Raw genomic sequence first — 16,726 nt, 5'->3', positions numbered from 1 at the left:
CATAAGTGCCAGTGTGTAAGGAGAATCACAGCTTGGTTTACACTGTGTAAATGTTGCCCACCGTCGGCTCGATCCTTGACCTTCCCGTTCTCCGCGAGGCCGCGCCGCTCCTGCTCGGCGGCGCCGGGGCCCTCGACAACCCCGTGCGCTGGGTCCACGTGAGCGAATTGCTCGACATTTCCGGGCTGCTGTCTGGCGGGGAGCTGGTGCTTACCACCGGACTGGAGCTGGAAAAGGAACCCGGGCTTACGGCGTCGTTCATCAGGTCCCTGGAGCAGGCGGCGGCGTCCGGCCTGATTGTTGAACTCGTCGGCGACAGGAAGCCCAGTTTGGATGCGCTGCGCGCGGCCGCGCTGGCCACGGCCATGCCCGTGATCGTGGTGGAGCGCCGCGTGCGGTTCGTGCAGGTCACCGAAATCGTGCACCGGATCATCGTCGCCGAACAGCTGGAGCGGGTGGAACGCGCCCGCGACGTCCACGAGGCCTTCACGGTGCTGAGCCTGGAAAGCGCAGGGACCGGGCAGGTGGTGGACCAGGCAGCCGCCATGATCGGCGCCCCGGTGGTCCTGGAGGACCTCTCGCACCTCGTCCTCGCTTACTCGGCCGGGCAGCTGCGGACCATCGAACTGCTGGAGGACTGGGAGCGGCGGTCCAGGACCACGCCGGCGCCGCCCGGGACGGGCCGCACCGGGCCCGAGGCCTGGCTGCAGACGCCGGTTGGCGTGCGCGGAAACGTCTGGGGGCGGCTGGTGGTGCCGGTCCCCCTCGACGACGACGACGCAGCGGCCATGGTGCTGGAACGCGCGGCCCAGACCCTGGCGATCAACCGGCTCGCCGAACGGGACCGGCGGGAGCTCAGCCACCAGGCGCAGGCGGGGCTTCTCAACGCCCTCCGTCAGCCCCGCGGGCTGGGCGAGGACGAGGCGCAGGCCCGCGCCGCGGCGCTGGGACTCAGGCGGTCGCCGCACTACCTGCCAATTGTGTTCCGGAGCGGCGGAGCAGCCTATGGTCCCTCAGCAGGGGCAGCGGGAGCCGGAATCGATCCACTGGCTGGGCAACAGGAGGAACGTGCCCTGCTGGAGCAGCTCGCCCGGGCCCTCAAAACCGTGTCAGGCAGCGCTTTGACCGCGAGCATCCGGTCCGGATCGGTCGGCATGATCCTGGCCGTTCCTGCGAAGCAATTGGAGGACCCGACCCTCCAGCGTCTCGCCGATGCCCTCGCGGGCAGCGACACGCCACCCGGCCCACCCGTCCGCGGAGCCCGGCCCGGCGGAGGCTGGGCCGGCAATCCGGCGGAGGCGACATGGAGCATCGGCGTGGGGCACCTGAGGGGTTCCTTGCTCGAAGCGGCGGCGGGCATTGACGAAGCCGCCCACGTCGCCGAAACCGCGGCGACGCTGCGGGGTGATCGGAAGCCGTTCTACCGGGCGACGGACGTCCGGCTTCGGGGGCTGCTGGCCCTGCTGCGCAAGGATCCGCGGGTGCAGCAGTTCGCGGAGTCAGAACTGGAGGGTGTCCTGCAGGCCGACGCCCGGGACGGCGGCGGGCAGCTGGAGCTGCTGGGCCGCTACCTCGAGTCCGGCGGCAACAAAGCGGCTCTGGCCCGCACCGGCTATCTCAGCCGCCCGACACTGTACGCGCGGCTGGCCCGCCTTGAAGAGCTCCTCGGCGTGGACCTCGACGACGCGGAGTCCCGTACGTCGCTGCACGTCGCCCTACTCCTGCACCGGCTCCGGGGCCTGTGACCGCGCGGATCCGCGCAGAATGCGAGCATTGACGAATGGCGAAGCCCTTTACCTTGACCCAGCTGCGGTATTTCGCGGTGGTGGCCGAGCTCGAAAACATGACTGCGGCGGCCGAAAGGCTGCTCGTGACCCAGTCCACCCTGTCCACCGCCATGGCCCAGCTCGAAGCAAGTTTGTCGACGCAGCTGTTTGTCCGGCTCAGGACGCGCGGCCTGCGCCTGACGCCGTCCGGCCGGCAGCTGGCCCAGGACATCAAGGTGCTGCTGGAGCATGCGGACTCGCTGTACGAGTCAGCCCGCGGGCTTGCGACAAGCCTGGTCGGAGAGCTCAAAGTGGGCGTGTTTTCGCCCCTGGCGCCCTTCAGGCTTCCGGCAATCCTGCAGACCTTCGAAGTTCAGCATCCGGGAGTCGAGGTCTCCTTCCTGGAAGCCGATCTGGCGAGCCTGCAGACGGCCCTCCTCGAAGGGCAGTGCGATGTCGCGCTGATGTACGGTCTCGGCCTGGGCCGGGGCTTCACACACACGGTGCTCGAGCGCGTGCCCCCTCATGTGCTGGTCCATGCTGAACACCCCGCGGCGTCCCGGCCCGAGCGGAGCATCGCACTGAAGGATCTCGACGGCGAACCCGCGGTGGTGCTGGATCTGCCGCACAGCCGGGAATACTACGAGCAGCTGTACGCGATCGCGGGGGTGCTTCCCAATGTCCGGCACCGCTTTGCCGGGTATGAGACGGTGCGCTCGTTTGTGGCGAAGGGCCACGGCTACGCCATGCTGAACCAGCGGCTCCACAGCGACATGACGTATTCCGGCGGCAGGGTGGTTGCCCTGACCCTGACGGATGACTTCCCGCCAATCGAGGTGATGCTGGTCCGGCCCGAGGGAGTGCAACCCACCCGCCGGGCACTGGCCTTTGAGGAGACCTGCATCCGGCTCTACGGTGCCGCCCGGCACTAGCCCGGCGGATTCCCCGTGCCCACCGACTGTGACTGCGAAAATCCGCAGCGATTGGCATCGATGAAATCGATTGATTTGGCCAAAACAATCAATTGGACAGATGTGAACCGGATCACACAAAGTTGGTCCAGTGCGGTGGTGCCGGCGGGAGTCCAACGGCAAATCCCGCGCAATGACGGCCCTTGGCCGAGTCCCGAAGCGCGACAACCATGTTGATCAAAGGAGATTCAATGGTTCCGATTCACGCCCCAGGTGTCCGACTTATGTCCGGACCGTGGCTTGCCGGCAACACAGCGGCAACATCAGCAGATTTCATTTCCCGGGCCCGTAACACGGCAGGGAACTTCGGAAACACGGCGCCTCTAGCGTGGCTGTCATGACGATCAACGACATCAAGGACCAGCCGGTGTCCGCTTCCCAGACCACACCGTCCGCCCCGGCCCTGGACAAGGACGCTCCGCGGTCCGGACCTCTCGGCATCACCAAGATGCAGAAGCGGGTCCTCGCAGGCGGCAGCATCGGGCAGTTCATCGAATTCTACGATTTCACGCTCTACGGCCTCACCGCCGTCATCTTCTCCCAACTGTTTTTCCCCGGCAGCAACCCGGTCACGGCCATGCTTGCCACGTTCGCCACCTTCGGCGTCGCCTTCGTGGTCCGTCCCATCGGCGGCCTGTTCTTCGGCGCGCTCGGCGACCGGATCGGCCGCCGCCGGGTCCTGACCATCACGCTCGTCGCCATCGGCGGGGCCACCGCCTTGATGGGGCTGCTGCCGACCTACGGCCAGATCGGCGCCTGGGCACCGGTGTTGCTGGTCCTCTGCCGGCTGATCCAGGGCTTCTCCGCCGGCGGCGAATCCGTGGGAGCACCCTCGTTTGTCTTCGAGCACGCCCCGGTCAGCCGCCGCGGGTTCTGGCTCAACATCACCATCGCCGCCACTGCGCTGCCCTCTGTCGTCGCCGGTTCGATGATCCTCATCCTGAGCCAGTCAATGCCCAACGAGGCCTTCATGGCGTGGGGCTGGCGCCTGCCGTTCCTGCTGGCACTGCCGCTCGCCCTGTTCGGCGTCTGGATCCGCAGCCGGACGGTGGAAAGCGATGCGTTCAATGAGGCCAAGGCTGCCCGGACCAAGGAATTCAGCCCGGTCCGCGAAGCCTTCCGCGAAAACCGGCTCCGTATGGTCCAGGTCATCTTCGTCATGGGCCTGACCGCAATGGGCTTCTACTTCCTCTCGGCCTATTTCGTCTCCTATGTCCAGACCACGGGCCACCTGAGCCGTGAACAGTCCCTCCTGGTCAACGCCGCCGCTCTCGCGCTCTACGCCGTCCTGCTTCCTTTCGGTGGCCGGCTGGGCGACCGCTTCGGCCGCAAACCGATGCTCATTGCCGGTTCAGCCGCGCTGGCCCTGCTTTCAGTGCCGAGCTTCATGCTGGTGACCAGCGGAAGCCTCCCTCTTGCCCTCCTGGGCCAGTCCCTCTTCGTGGTGGCGCTCTGCATCTACGGCGGAGGCTGCTACACCTTCTTCGTTGAAATCTTCACCACCCGCACCCGCTTCACGTCGGCGGCAATCAGCTACAACGGCGCCTACGCGCTCTTCGGCGGCACAGCACCGTTCATCGGGACCGCCCTGGTCGGCGGCACCGGAGTGCCTCACGCGCCCGGCTTCTACATGGCCGCGGCCGCCGCCGTCGTGCTCCTGCTGGTGCTCTTCACCAAGGTTCCCGAGACGCGCGGCCGCATGGGCTAAGCCCGCCGCCCCACCCTCTCCACCGCAACCTACAAAGGATTTCCCATGACTTCAGCAGCTTTCCTCGAAGACTTCCACCACGTGGCCACCATCGGCGCCACCCCCGACAACGGCGTCGACCGCCAGGCGGCAACCCCGGAGGATGCGCAGACACGCCACTGGTTCGCCGGGTGGGTGCGTGACGCCGGATGGGAACTCCGGGTGGACGGGATCGGCAACATGTTCGGGCTGCTGGAGTGGACGCCGGGGGCGCCCTATGTGCTGATCGGATCCCACCTGGACAGCCAGCCGCTCGGGGGCCGGTTCGACGGCGCGTACGGTGTCGTCGCCGCCCTGCACGCGGCCCGGCGTCTGGACGCCGAGGTTGCGGAGGGCGGGCCCGCGCCGCGGTTCAACCTGGCCGTAGTGAACTGGTTCAACGAGGAGGGCGGCCGGTTCGCGCCGAGCATCATGGGAAGTTCGGTGTTTGCGGGACTCCTGCAGCGGGAACAGATGCTGGATGTGGCGGACCTGCGAGGCGTCACAGTCCGTGAGGCGCTGGATGGCATCGGGTACCTCGGCACCTCTGACGGGCCCGAGGCCGCCGGCTACGCCGAGATCCACATCGAGCAGGGCAGGATCCTGGAACGCGAGGGCATCTCCATCGGCCTGGTGGACAGCAGCTGGTACACCCAGAAACTGGACATCGAAGTGCTCGGCGAACAGTCGCACACCGGAGCGACGGCCATGGCCGACCGGCACGACGCCCTGGTGGCAGCCTCCAAGATCATTCTTATGGTGCACGACGTCACGGCTGAGTTCGCCGAGGAGGCCCTCGTCTCATCCGTGGGCCAGCTGACCCTCGAACCGAACTCGCCCATTGTGGTGGCCCGTAGGGTCCACCTCGTCGCCGACCTCCGCTCCGGCGATCCGGACATCGTCAAGGCGGCCCGCGCCAAACTCATCGAGGACATCGATGCGCTGGCACGCGAGCACGACATCAAAGTCAATGTGAAGGACTTCGACATCCGGCCGATCCGCCGCTTCCCCGAAGGCGGGATCGAACTCGCGGACAAGGTGGCTGCAGACCTGGGCCTTTCCGCGCGGCGGATCCAGACCATGGCCGGCCACGATTCCGTTGCCATGAACACAGTGGCGCCGTCGGTCATGCTCTTCATCCCCAGCGTGGACGGCGTCTCGCACTGCGAACGGGAGTTCAGCACCGACGAGGACATGGTTGCCGGCGTGGACATGCTCACTGGGGTGGCCCGGGACCTGGTTGCCGGCGCCCTGGCCGAAGCCTCCTCCGAGCCGGCAGCGGCCTTGGCATGACCGAGCTGCACTACCTCGACGCCGGCACGGCCCTGCGGCTTTTCCGCTCCCGGGAGCTCTCGCCGGTGGAGCTCATGGAAGCGGTGATCACCAGGACCGAGGCCGTCAACGGCGGCATCAACGCCCTGACGGAGACCCTGTTCGAAGAGGCGCTCCCGGCAGCACGGCAGGCCGCTGCCCGGTATGCGCGGGGCAGGGACCTCACACCCCTGCTGGGGCTGCCGGTGGCCGCCAAGGAAAAGCACGGGCTCCGGGGACGCACCCTTTCGCAGGGGCTCGTAGCCCGCAAGGGGGAGCTCGCGCACGCGGACCATCCCGTCATCGACCGAATCCGGCGTGCCGGCGGCATCATCCATGCCCGCACCACCACGCCCGAATACAGCTGCGCCACCGTCACCCACAGTCCCCTGTGGGGAGTCACGCGCAATCCCTGGAACCGGCAGTATTCCCCGGGCGGCTCCTCCGGCGGTTCCGGGGCGGCACTGGCCGCCGGGCTGGCGCCGCTGGCCACCGCCTCCGACATCGCGGGTTCAACCCGCCTGCCGGCGTCGTTCACCGGGACCGTCGGCTACAAGGCGCCCTACGGAAGGATTCCCGGCCTGGCCCCGCTCTCCGCGGACCACTACCGCGGCGACGGCCCGATGGCACGGACCGTGGCGGACGCAGCCTTGCTGGCGAACGTCATGGCGGGCCGTCATCCGGGCGACCACACCTCCCTCGCCGGGAGTCCGGCGTTGTCCTGCCCGCCGGGTGCTGACACCGCCTCGGCAGTGGCCGGCATGCGCATCGCTCTCTGCATCCGGCTGGGGAACTATCCCGTCGCCGCGGATGTTGAGGCCAATACGCGCGGCGTGGCAACGGCCCTGCGTGATGCCGGCGCCGTGGTGGAAGAGATCGAGCTGCCCTGGACCACCGAGGACATCAGCCGGACAATGTTCACACATTTCGGCTACCTCCTCGGTCCGGCCATGGAGGACGAGACCTCGGAGTCTCCCGAGCTGCTGGCCCCGTACACACGGCGGTTCATGGCGGACGCCCGGAAAGCCGCCGCGGAAAACCGGTTCGTCGACGGCATCCGGGCGGAAACCAGAATCCAGGCCGAGCTTGCCGCGGCGATGTCCGGCTTCGACGCCCTTCTCTGCCCGGCCTCGGCCGTGGCCGCCCTGGACGCGGACGGCATGTACCTTGACGGGATCGACGCCGGGGGCGAGCGGCTCGGGCACTACTGGCAGGGGCACATGACGGCGCCCTTCAACATCAGCAACCGCTGCCCCGTCCTGGCCGTGCCGAGCGGCATGGCCGACTGCGGCATCCCCACGGGTGTGCAGATCGTGGGCCATCCATTCGAGGACGCCACAGTCTTCACGGTGGGTGCCGCCGTGGAGGCGGTGCGGCCCTGGGCAGGACGCCGTCCGGAGCTCCTGGTGAACAGCTAGGCGCCCGGGCCCCGGCCGGTCCGTCCGTCCATGGGAAGATTGAACGCGTGGCTCATATTGACGTTTCCGGCATCGACTACTTCCTCTCCGACGGCACCCAGCTGCTCAACGGCGTGACGTTCAAGGTCCCCGACGGCACCAAGACGGCGCTGATCGGGCCCAACGGAACCGGCAAGACCACGCTGTTCCGGATCATTTCCGGCGACCTCGTTGCGGATGAAGGCGTGATCGGCCGCTCCGGCAACATGGGGATCATGCGCCAGTTCGTGGGCCAGGTCCGGGATGAGTCCACCGTCCGCGACCTCCTGGTCTCCGCCGCCCCGCCCGCCCTGGCCGCCGCCGCGCGCACCGTCGACGAGGCAGAACTCGCCATGCTGGAGCACGACGACGAGCCCACCCAGATGGCCTATGCCCAGGCCATCGTGGACTGGGGAGACGCCGGCGGCTACGACGTCGAGACCGTCTGGGACGAGGTCTGCATGGCCGCCCTCGGCCTGCCGTTTGACCGGGCGCAGCACCGCCCGGCGTCGAGCCTCTCCGGCGGCGAGCAGAAGCGGCTGGTGCTCGAGGCTCTCTTCGCCGGCCCGGACGAACTGCTGCTCCTGGACGAGCCGGACAACTACCTCGACGTCCCGGGCAAGCGCTGGCTCGAGGCCAAGCTGAACGAGTCGAAGAAGACCGTGTTCTTCATCAGCCACGACCGTGAACTGCTCAACAACGCCGCCGGCCGCATCGTCACGCTGGAACCGGGCATCAACGGCGCCGGGGCCTGGATCCACGGCGGCGGTTTCGGTTCCTACGTGGATGCCCGGGCCGACCGGAACGCGCGCTTCGAGGAGCTGCGCAAGCGTTGGGACGAGGAGCACGTAAAGCTCAAGGAACTCGTCAACATGTACAAGAACAAGGCCGCTTTCCGTTCCGACATGGCCAACCGCTATCACGCGGCCCAGACCCGGCTCGCGAAGTTCCTCGAGGCCGGTCCGCCCGAGGCCCTGCCGATCGAGCAGAATGTGCAGATGCGGCTCAAGGGCGGGCGCACCGCCAAGCGCGCCGTCGTGGCGGAGAAACTGGAACTGACGGGCCTGATGAAGCCGTTCTCCACCGAGATCTGGTTCGGCGACCGGGTGGGCGTCCTTGGTTCCAACGGTTCGGGCAAGAGCCACTTCCTGCGCCTGCTCGCCACCGGCGGCACGGATCCGGAACGGGAGCACCTGCCGGTGTCCGACGTCGAGATCGCGGAGGTGCCGCATGAGGGCACCGTGAAACTCGGCGCCCGGATCCGGCCCGGCTTCTTCGCCCAGACCCACGTCCGGCCCGACCTGCTGGGCAAGACCCTGCTCGAAATCCTGCACCGGGGCGACGAGCACCGCTCCGGCATGGGCCGCGAAGCCGCCGCCGGGGCGCTGGACGGCTACGGGCTGGCAGCGCAGTCCGAGCAGAAGTACGAGTCCCTCTCCGGCGGCCAGCAGGCGCGGTTCCAGATCCTGTTGCTGCAGCTCTCCGGCGCCACGCTGCTGCTGCTTGACGAACCCACGGACAACCTCGACCTGCACTCGGCCGAGGCCCTGGAACGGGCGATCGACCACTTCGAAGGCACCGTCCTGGCAGTCACCCACGACCGCTGGTTCGCCCGCACTTTCGACCGCTTCCTGGTCTTCGGCTCCGACGGCAGGGTCTACGAGTCCGCCGAACCGGTCTGGGACGAAAAGCGCGTCGAGCGCGCCCGCTAAGCCAACAAGCAACGCGGCGTCACTTAACGCCCATCCCCGAGGGGTTTCTGGGGCGCCAAGTGACCCCGCGTTTGCTCTTTGGGTCGCGCAACAAATGATTAAATGATCACAAACCGTTAGCATTTGATCATGAACACTGATGAGCGGCACCGCCTGATCGGCGGACTGCTTCGCAACCGCGAGCAGGTGACGGTGGACGACCTGATGGCCGCCTGCGGCGCCTCCGGTGCCACCATCCGGCGCGACCTCGACATCCTGGCCCTGCACGGCGTGCTGCGGAGGGTCCACGGCGGAGCCAAGAGCCTGGTTTTCGGCGGTGAAAACCCCCAATACGGGCAGCGCGAGCTGGAGGACCACACCGCCAAGGTGAGGATCGCCGCCGGTGTGGCGGCCATGCTCCAGGACCGGAGTCACGTCTGGCTGGACAGCGGCACCACCGCTACGGAGATCGCCCGCCAGTTGCGCCAGCGCGAGATGACGATCATGCCGATGTCGTTGCGAGCCGTCACCGCGCTGTCCCTGGAAGATGTGCCTGCCGGCCGCCGCCCCGAGCTCCTGATGCCGGGCGGCAGCCTCGTTCCCGGTGAACTGTCTTTCCGCGGGCCCATGACGGAATCCAACATCCGCTCGCTGCGCTTCGACGCCGCCGTGGTCACGCCCTGCGCCCTGAACCTCAAGGACGGGCTGTTGGCCCACGATCTCGACGACGCCGCCGTCAAGCGCGCTGGCCTGGAATCCGCGGCCCGGGTGATCGTCGCCTGCGCCGGATCCAAATGGAACGCCAGCGCCGTCGCCCTCGTCGCATCCCTGGACGCCGTCGATGCCGTCGTGACCGACCGGCAGCTCAGCCTGGAAGAACTTGACCAACTCTCACAACGCTCGGTGGAAGCAGTGATCGTATGACCAGTACCGCAACCGTCCCGCAACTGAAGGCTGCCACCGGGGCGACTTTCCTTGTCTTCGGGATCAACGGATTAGTCTTCGCCAGTTGGGCTGCCCGCATCCCCGCGGTGACAGAGATCCTGCACATCACCGCGGGCCAGATGGGAACGCTGCTGCTGTGCCTGGCGGTCGGCTCGCTGATCGCCCTGCCCACGGCCGGGTTTGTCGTCGGCCGGATCGGCACCGCCAACACCGTCCGGAGCGCCGGACTTGTGGCCGCGGCGGCCGGCGTCGGCGTCGCGCTGTCCCTGATGGCGGCCTCCGTCCCGGGGACGGCGATTGCCCTGTTCTTCTTCGGGATCGGCGTCGGGCTCTGGGATGTTTCGCAGAACATTGAAGGTGCCGACGTCGAGCACCGGCTCGGGCGCACCATCATGCCGCAGTTCCACGCGGCCTTCAGCGGCGGCGCATTCATCGGGGCCCTGATCGGCGCCGGCCTGTCCACCCTGGGGGTCGGGCTCCCGGAGCATCTGCTGGTCATAGCCGCCGTCGTCGCCGTCCTGACCACGGTGGCCCCGCGGTACTTCCTGCCCCATCTGCCCGCCGCGGCGCCCGCCGCGGGGGACCCGGACCACGGCAAGGGCGGGTCGGCCTGGCGGGACGGGCGCACGCTGCTGATCGGCGTCGTCGTTCTCGGCGCCACCCTGACTGAAGGCGCCGGCAATGACTGGATTGCCAAGGCCGCGGTTGACGGCCTGGGCGCTGAACAATCCACGGGGGCGCTGCTGTTCGCCGCCTTTGTGCTGGCAATGACCGCCATGCGCTTCTTCGGCGGCCGCGCGATCGACGTCTACGGCCGCGTGGCTGTGCTGCGCGCCAGCATGGCCGCGGCAGCCGCGGGCCTCTGCCTCTTCGTGTTCGCCGGCACCATCTGGCTGGCCGCTGCCGGCGCCGTGCTCTGGGGCGTGGGCGCCGCCCTCGCATTTCCGATCGGGATGTCCGCCGCGGCGGATGACCCCCGGAAGGCGGCCGCCCGGGTGTCCGTCGTGTCCACGCTGGGCTACATTGCCTTCCTCGCCGGGCCGCCGCTGCTGGGCTACCTGGGCGATGTCACCGGTATCAGGGCCGCCCTGCTGGCGATCGGGATTCCGATTCTGGTGGCCCTGGTGCTCGCCGGCGCCGCGAAGCCCTTGCGCGCGAGGTAGGTGCCCGCCGCGCCCTTGCCTCCGGCGGGCCGTCCGGCAGTATGGTGGTCAAATGCGAACCATGCTGAGGAAGGCCCCCGGCCGCCTGTCGAAATTCGACCTCAAACTGGTGCGCGCCGTCTCCAATCTGCCGGGCGGAGGCCATGACGAGTTCTTCCGCCGTCTCTCCGCCGCCGCCAACAAAGGCAAACTCTGGTTCGGCGTCGCCGGAGCCATGGCCCTGGTGCCCGGAAGGACGCGCCGGGCAGCCTTGCATGGGCTCTTGGCCCAAGGCGTGGCCTCGGCAGTCACGAACGTGGTGTTCAAGACCCTCCTGCCCCGGACGCGGCCCCTGCCCGAACACCTTCCGGTCTTCCGCTTCGTCAATCCGCAGCCGACGAGTTCGTCGATGCCCTCGGGCCATTCGGCCTCCGCGGTGGCCTTCGCGCTCGGAGTCGGCATGGTCCGGCCGGCACTCGGTGCGGCGCTGGCCCCCGTCGCGGCCGGGGTGGCCTACTCCCGGGTCCACACCGGGGCCCACTGGCCCTCGGATGTGCTGTTCGGTTCCGCGATCGGCGCCGGCGCGGCCATGGTGACGCGGAAGTGGTGGCCCGTCCGGCCGCCCTTCCCGGAAACCCGCCGTGGCGCCGTCCGGGCCGCGGAACTCCCGGACGGACAGGGTCTCTGCATCGCCGTCAACACCCTCGGCGGGTCCTATGCCGACGAGACCGTTGACGCCCTGCAAAAAACATTCCCCAAAGCGTATATAAAGAAAATTGGGCATGATGAGGCCGTTGACGCGGGCATCGCCGAGGTCGCGACGCGGCCGGGCATTGCGGCCCTGGGCGTCTGGGGCGGCGACGGAACCGTGGGCGCCGCGGCGGCCGCCGCCGTCGAACGCTCCCTCCCGCTGCTGGTGCTCCCCGGCGGAACGCTCAACCACTTTGCCCGCGACGCCGGGACGCCCACGCTGGGGGCGGCGGTGCAGGCGGCCTCGCACGGCGAGGCCGCAGTGGCCGACATCGGCCACGTGAGTGTCGAACGCGGGCTCCCCGACAGCCCGGAGCACCTCGAACTGATCATGCTCAACACGGCCAGCATCGGTCTCTACCCGAACCTGGTCCGCCGGCGCGAACAGCTCCAGCCGGCTCTGGGAAAACCCCTGGCCGGAGTGGTGGCCATGTTCCGGACCTTCGCGGCCGGTACCCCCACCACCCTGATCGTCAACGGGGTGCGGCACCGGCTGTGGATCCTGTATATCGGCCGCGGCCGCTACTACCCCAGCGACCACGCGCCGCTGGTGCGCCCCGTGCTGGCGGACGGGGTCCTGGACCTGCGGATGATTACTGCCGATGAGCCGTTTGCCCGGCTGCGGCTGCTCTGGGCCGTGCTCACGGGCACCGTGGCCACTTCCGGGATCACCCACCTCAGCGAAACGGACCGGATCACGGTGGAACCCGGGAACGGGCCCATGGTCCTCGCCGTCGACGGGGAGGTCATGCCAGGAGTGCGGAGCGTGGAGTTCACGGTCCGCCGCGACGCCCTGACCTACTACTCGCCCCTCGACTGAGCCTGTCATCCTCCCGGACTACCCTGATTGGCCCCTGAATCATCCCTGAGACCGGCGAAATACGCCGCCGGCCTCGGTAGCGTGGTGTGCAGACGGGCCCGTGACTGCGGAGCCCCGGATAATCTCCCGCTACGCAAAGGAAAGCTTCCATGATCGAAGCACGAGGCCTGACCAAGGTTTACGGCGACAAGACCGCCGTCGCCGGCGTCAACTTCACCGTCGAAGCCGGCCGGGTCACCGGCTTCCTGGGTCCGAACGGGGCCGGAAAATCCACCACCATGCGCATGATCATGGGACTGGACCGGCCGACGTCGGGCTCAGTGACCGTCAACGGGTCGCCGCTGACCGGGCACGCCGCGCCGCTGCGCGATGTCGGTGCGCTGCTCGACGCCAAGGCCGTCCACACGAGCCGCTCCGCCTACAACCACCTGCTGGCCATGGCCGCGACCCACAGCATCCCCAAGAAGCGGGTCCACGAAGTCATTGAGATGACCGGGCTGGCCGAGGTGGCCCGCAAGAAGGTCGGCGGCTTCTCACTGGGCATGGGCCAGCGGCTGGGCATCGCCGCCGCGCTCCTGGGCGACCCGCAGACCGTCATCCTGGACGAGCCCGTCAACGGTCTCGACCCGGAAGGGGTGGTGTGGGTCCGGAACCTGGTGAAGTATCTGGCCTCCGAGGGCCGCACGGTCTTCCTCTCCAGCCACCTCATGAGTGAAATGGCCGTCACGGCGGACCACCTGATCGTGATTGGCCGCGGGAGGATCATTGCGGACGCCCCGATCCAGGAAATCATCACCGGCAAGGGCCAGGGCCGCACGCGGGTCCGCACAGACCAGCCGGACCGGCTCATGCAGTTGCTGGCCGGAACCGGCGTCTCCGTGGAGGCCCAGGAGCGTGAGCTCCTCGAAGTCACAGGCCTGGACCCGCGGCAGATCGCCACCGCAGCGCTGGAGAACCACGTCATGATCTACGAACTCACCCCGCTGCAGGCCAGCCTCGAGGAGGCCTATATGGAGCTGACCAAGGATGAGGTCGAATACCACTCGCTGATCACCACGGGCGCTGTTCCCGTCGAAGCCGGAGGCAACTAAGCCATGAGCTCCACAACCGTTGAATCCACGCCATCGCCCCGCGGCGCCGAATCCCGCGCGCAGCGGTCCGGAAACGGCAGCAGTTCCGGCCCCGGCCCCAGCTTCCTGCGGGTCCTCAACTCCGAATTCATCAAGTTCCGCACCCTGCTCTCCACGCTGATCCTGCTCGGCTCCACAGTGGTCGTCATGGTCGGGTTCGGGGCGCTTTCGGCCTGGGGGACGGGCCAGTTCTCCGAGGCGGCGGCCCAGGACCCGGAGGTGGCGGCCAGGCTCGCGGCGCAGGGCGGCGACATCGCCGTCAGCGTGCCGACTTCCGGCATCGCGTTTGCCCAGCTGATCCTGGGCTCCCTCGGTGTGCTGCTGATGAGCTCCGAGTTCACCACGGGCATGGCCCGGTCCACGTTCGCGGCAGTGCCCAAACGGATTCCGGCGTTCGCGGCCAAGCTCGTGGTGGTAGTGCTGACCTCCTTCGTCATCACCGCCGCCTCCACCCTGGTGGCCGGGTTGGTGTCGGTGCCGATCCTGGATAACTACGGCCTCGGCCTGGACCTGGGCAGCTCGCAGTCGGTCAAGCTGCTCGTTGTCAACAGCATCTATGTGGCGGCGGTCGCGGCGATCGGCATGGCGCTGGGCACCCTGATCCGCAACTCGGCGGGCGGCATCATGAGCCTGGTCGGCCTGTTCTTCGTGGCGCCCATCGCCTTCCAGCTCATTCCGGGCGACTTCTTCGTGGAGGCCCGCAAGTACCTGCCCGGCAACACCGTGGATCCCCTGACCGCCGTGGAGCACGTCCCGGACACGCTCGAGGCCTGGCAGGCCGGCCTGGTGCTGGGCGCCTGGGTTGTGGTCCCGGTGCTCCTGGCCGCCATCCTGCTCAAGAAGCGGGACGTCTAAGCCGGGCGCACAGGCCCAGCGTCTAGGCTCAGAGCATGATCGATGCAGTACCTGTGAGGGACGCGTCGGCCGGACCGGCCGACGCGTCCCTCGCCGAACTCACCGCCCGCCGCCGCGGCCGGCTCCGGCGCTACTTGCTGGCCAATCCGCGAGTCATGGATGTCCTGGTGGTGCTCTGCTACCTGGTCCTGGTCACGCCGACGGCCATCGAGTCGATCCTGCATGGCGACTGGCCGGTGGCCGTCCTGCTCGCCGCGGCCGCGCCCGTCCTGCTGTTCCGGCGGGCCTATCCCGTGCGGGTGGCGGCCGCCGTGGCGGCACTGGAGCTGGCCGTCACCTTCCTGCATCCGTGGGGATCCAATGTCTCCGCCGGGCTCTGGTTTTCGCTGTACGCCGTCGCCGTCGTCCGCACGCGGCGGTTCGCCCTTGCAACACTTGCCCTGACCACCGCCCCGCTCCTGCTCCTGTACTTCCTGCTGGCCGTTGGTCCGCTGGACGGGCGGCTCCCGGACATGGCGGTCCGCACGCCGGAGAATTTCCAGCTGCTCACGGGCATCGCGGCGGGCATCGGCATCACGCTCTCCAACGTGATCGCCACGGGGATCGGGATCTCGGTGCGGCAGCGGCGCGAGCACGAGTACGAGATCGCCGCATGGGCCGCCCGCGCCCAGCAGCTCGGTTCGGTCACGGAACGGAACCGGATCGCGCGCGAAATGCACGACGTCGTGGCGCACTCGCTGACGGTCATGATCAGCCTTTCGGACGGCGCCGCCGTCGTGGTCAAGAAGGATCCGGCGCGCGCCGCCGGCGTCCTGGCCGAACTCTCCCGGACGGGACGCACCGCGCTGGCCGACATGCGCCGGGTGCTCGGCGTGCTGCGCGAGGACGCCGCCGCAGGGCACGCCCCGCGCGAGCCGCTGGTGGCCGGAGGCAGCCTGGCCACACTGCTTGAGGGTTTCCGCACCGCGGGACTGCCGCTGCACTACACGCACACCGGCCCGTCCCTGCCCTCCGATGCGGCGTTCCAGCTGACCGTGTACAGGATTGTGCAGGAGTCGCTGACCAATGTGCTGCGCTACGGCCGTGCGCTCAGCCGCGTGGACGTCAGCATTGTCCGCAACGGTTCACGCGTCACCATCGAAGTGGTCGACGACGGCAGGGGCACCGTTGACCCCGGCAGTGCCGGGGCCGCCGCGCAGGCGAAGCCCGACTCACTGGATACCTTCGGCACCGGGCATGGAATCGCCGGGATGCGGGAGCGGGCCAGGATTTACGCAGGCACTGTACACGCCGGGCGCACTGGTGAGCGCGGCTGGCGCGTGCACACGGAACTGAACTGCAATGGCGAGAATGCCACGGATACAGGGGGGAACAATGCTCGACAAAGGACCGGTACGCGTTCTGCTGGTGGATGACCAGCCGCTGCTTCGGATGGGCTTCCGGCTCATCCTGGAGGGCGAAGATGATTTGTGCATCGTGGGCGAGGCATCCAATGGTGCCGAAGCGGTCAGCCACGTCCGGGAGCTCGCGCCCGACGTCGTCCTGATGGACGTGCGGATGCCGGTGCTGGACGGGATCGAGGCCACCCGGGCCATCGCGGCCTCGGATTCGGACGCCAAGATCATCATCCTGACCACCTTTGACCTCGATGAATACGCCTTTGCCGGGCTGCGGGCCGGGGCCTCGGCCTTTCTGCTCAAGGACGTGGCGCCGGCGGAACTGATCAGCGCGGTGCGGGTGGTGGCCAGCGGCGACGCAGTGGTGGCCCCGCGCGTTACGCAGCGGCTGCTGGAGACCTACGTCCGCGGCGCCGGAGCCGGCATGGATCATGCCGGGGCGGACGGCGGCGGACAGCGCGCCGGGGCGGAGGACGGCGGCGGACAGCGCGCCGCCAGCACGGCACGCCCGGCGAGGGATCCGTTGCTGGCGGACCTGACGCCCCGCGAAAACGAGATGCTCGGGGCGATGGCGGAGGGGCTCTCCAACGCCGAAATCGCGCACAGGTATTTCCTGTCCGAGGCCACCGTCAAGACGCACGTGCGCCGGATCCTGACCAAGCTCCACCTCCGCGACCGTGTCCAGGCCGTCGTGTACGCGTACGAGACCGGCCTCGTGGTGCCGAGCAACGCGGACTACTGACGGGAACGGCCCGCCGGCCGTGGGAGCCGGCTACCGGCGGGTAG

Annotated in this window: 13 protein-coding genes; all 13 read left to right on the top strand. The window is 68.5% G+C overall.

Annotated features, from left to right (window positions below; all coding sequences use genetic code 11):
• Nucleotides 1-50: 50 nt before the first annotated feature.
• The 13 genes from MRBLAR12_RS13500 (at nucleotide 51) to MRBLAR12_RS13440 (ending at nucleotide 16,682) form a co-directional block, all read left to right on the top strand.
• Nucleotides 51-1,745, top strand: coding sequence for a PucR family transcriptional regulator (locus MRBLAR12_RS13500; RefSeq protein WP_364746622.1), 1,695 nt, complete (start codon nucleotides 51-53; stop codon nucleotides 1,743-1,745).
• A 35-nt stretch (nucleotides 1,746-1,780) separates the two neighbouring features.
• Nucleotides 1,781-2,698, top strand: coding sequence for a LysR family transcriptional regulator (locus MRBLAR12_RS13495; protein ID WP_364746621.1), 918 nt, complete (start codon nucleotides 1,781-1,783; stop codon nucleotides 2,696-2,698).
• A gap of 376 nt (nucleotides 2,699-3,074) precedes the next feature.
• On the top strand, nucleotides 3,075-4,445 hold the full coding sequence (locus MRBLAR12_RS13490) for an MFS transporter (protein ID WP_229991874.1): 1,371 nt from the start codon (nucleotides 3,075-3,077) through the stop codon (nucleotides 4,443-4,445).
• Nucleotides 4,446-4,490: 45 nt separating this feature from the next.
• The gene (locus MRBLAR12_RS13485) at nucleotides 4,491-5,756 is read left to right on the top strand and encodes a M20 family metallo-hydrolase (RefSeq protein WP_364746620.1); all 1,266 of its coding nucleotides are present in this window, start codon (nucleotides 4,491-4,493) and stop codon (nucleotides 5,754-5,756) included.
• A complete protein-coding gene (locus tag MRBLAR12_RS13480; RefSeq protein ID WP_229991876.1) occupies nucleotides 5,753-7,192 on the top strand; it encodes an amidase in 1,440 nt (479 codons plus the stop codon). The genes MRBLAR12_RS13485 and MRBLAR12_RS13480 overlap by 4 nt, the downstream gene beginning before the upstream one ends.
• Before the next feature lie 47 nt (nucleotides 7,193-7,239).
• Nucleotides 7,240-8,922, top strand: a complete 1,683-nt coding sequence (locus tag MRBLAR12_RS13475; protein WP_229991877.1) for an ABC-F family ATP-binding cassette domain-containing protein — start codon at nucleotides 7,240-7,242, stop codon at nucleotides 8,920-8,922.
• Nucleotides 8,923-9,051: 129 nt separating this feature from the next.
• Nucleotides 9,052-9,825 carry a DeoR/GlpR family DNA-binding transcription regulator gene (locus MRBLAR12_RS13470; protein ID WP_364746619.1) on the top strand — a complete coding sequence of 258 codons (774 nt, stop codon included), beginning with the start codon at nucleotides 9,052-9,054 and terminating at the stop codon, nucleotides 9,823-9,825.
• Nucleotides 9,822-11,009 carry an MFS transporter gene (locus tag MRBLAR12_RS13465; RefSeq protein ID WP_229991879.1) on the top strand — a complete coding sequence of 396 codons (1,188 nt, stop codon included), beginning with the start codon at nucleotides 9,822-9,824 and terminating at the stop codon, nucleotides 11,007-11,009. Before MRBLAR12_RS13470 ends, MRBLAR12_RS13465 begins: the two co-directional genes overlap by 4 nt.
• Before the next feature lie 52 nt (nucleotides 11,010-11,061).
• On the top strand, nucleotides 11,062-12,558 hold the full coding sequence (locus MRBLAR12_RS13460) for a bifunctional phosphatase PAP2/diacylglycerol kinase family protein (RefSeq protein ID WP_364746618.1): 1,497 nt from the start codon (nucleotides 11,062-11,064) through the stop codon (nucleotides 12,556-12,558).
• Nucleotides 12,559-12,707: 149 nt separating this feature from the next.
• On the top strand, nucleotides 12,708-13,649 hold the full coding sequence (locus MRBLAR12_RS13455) for an ABC transporter ATP-binding protein (protein WP_229991881.1): 942 nt from the start codon (nucleotides 12,708-12,710) through the stop codon (nucleotides 13,647-13,649).
• A 3-nt stretch (nucleotides 13,650-13,652) separates the two neighbouring features.
• Nucleotides 13,653-14,543 (top strand): ABC transporter permease, encoded by an 891-nt coding sequence (locus MRBLAR12_RS13450; RefSeq protein WP_229991882.1) that lies wholly within the window; start codon nucleotides 13,653-13,655, stop codon nucleotides 14,541-14,543.
• Nucleotides 14,544-14,578: 35 nt separating this feature from the next.
• Nucleotides 14,579-15,958: a sensor histidine kinase gene (locus MRBLAR12_RS13445; RefSeq protein WP_229991883.1), complete on the top strand. Its 1,380-nt coding sequence runs from the start codon at nucleotides 14,579-14,581 to the stop codon at nucleotides 15,956-15,958.
• Nucleotides 15,918-16,682 (top strand): response regulator transcription factor, encoded by a 765-nt coding sequence (locus MRBLAR12_RS13440; protein WP_364746617.1) that lies wholly within the window; start codon nucleotides 15,918-15,920, stop codon nucleotides 16,680-16,682. The genes MRBLAR12_RS13445 and MRBLAR12_RS13440 overlap by 41 nt, the downstream gene beginning before the upstream one ends.
• The last annotated feature ends 44 nt before the right edge of the window (nucleotides 16,683-16,726 follow it).

Origin of the sequence: Arthrobacter sp. LAR12-1-1.1 (genome assembly GCF_040676555.1) — a bacterium.
Lineage (GTDB): Bacteria > Actinomycetota > Actinomycetes > Actinomycetales > Micrococcaceae > Arthrobacter.
Note: the sequence above shows the minus strand (reverse complement) of the source record. Positions and strands in the feature narration are given on the sequence as shown.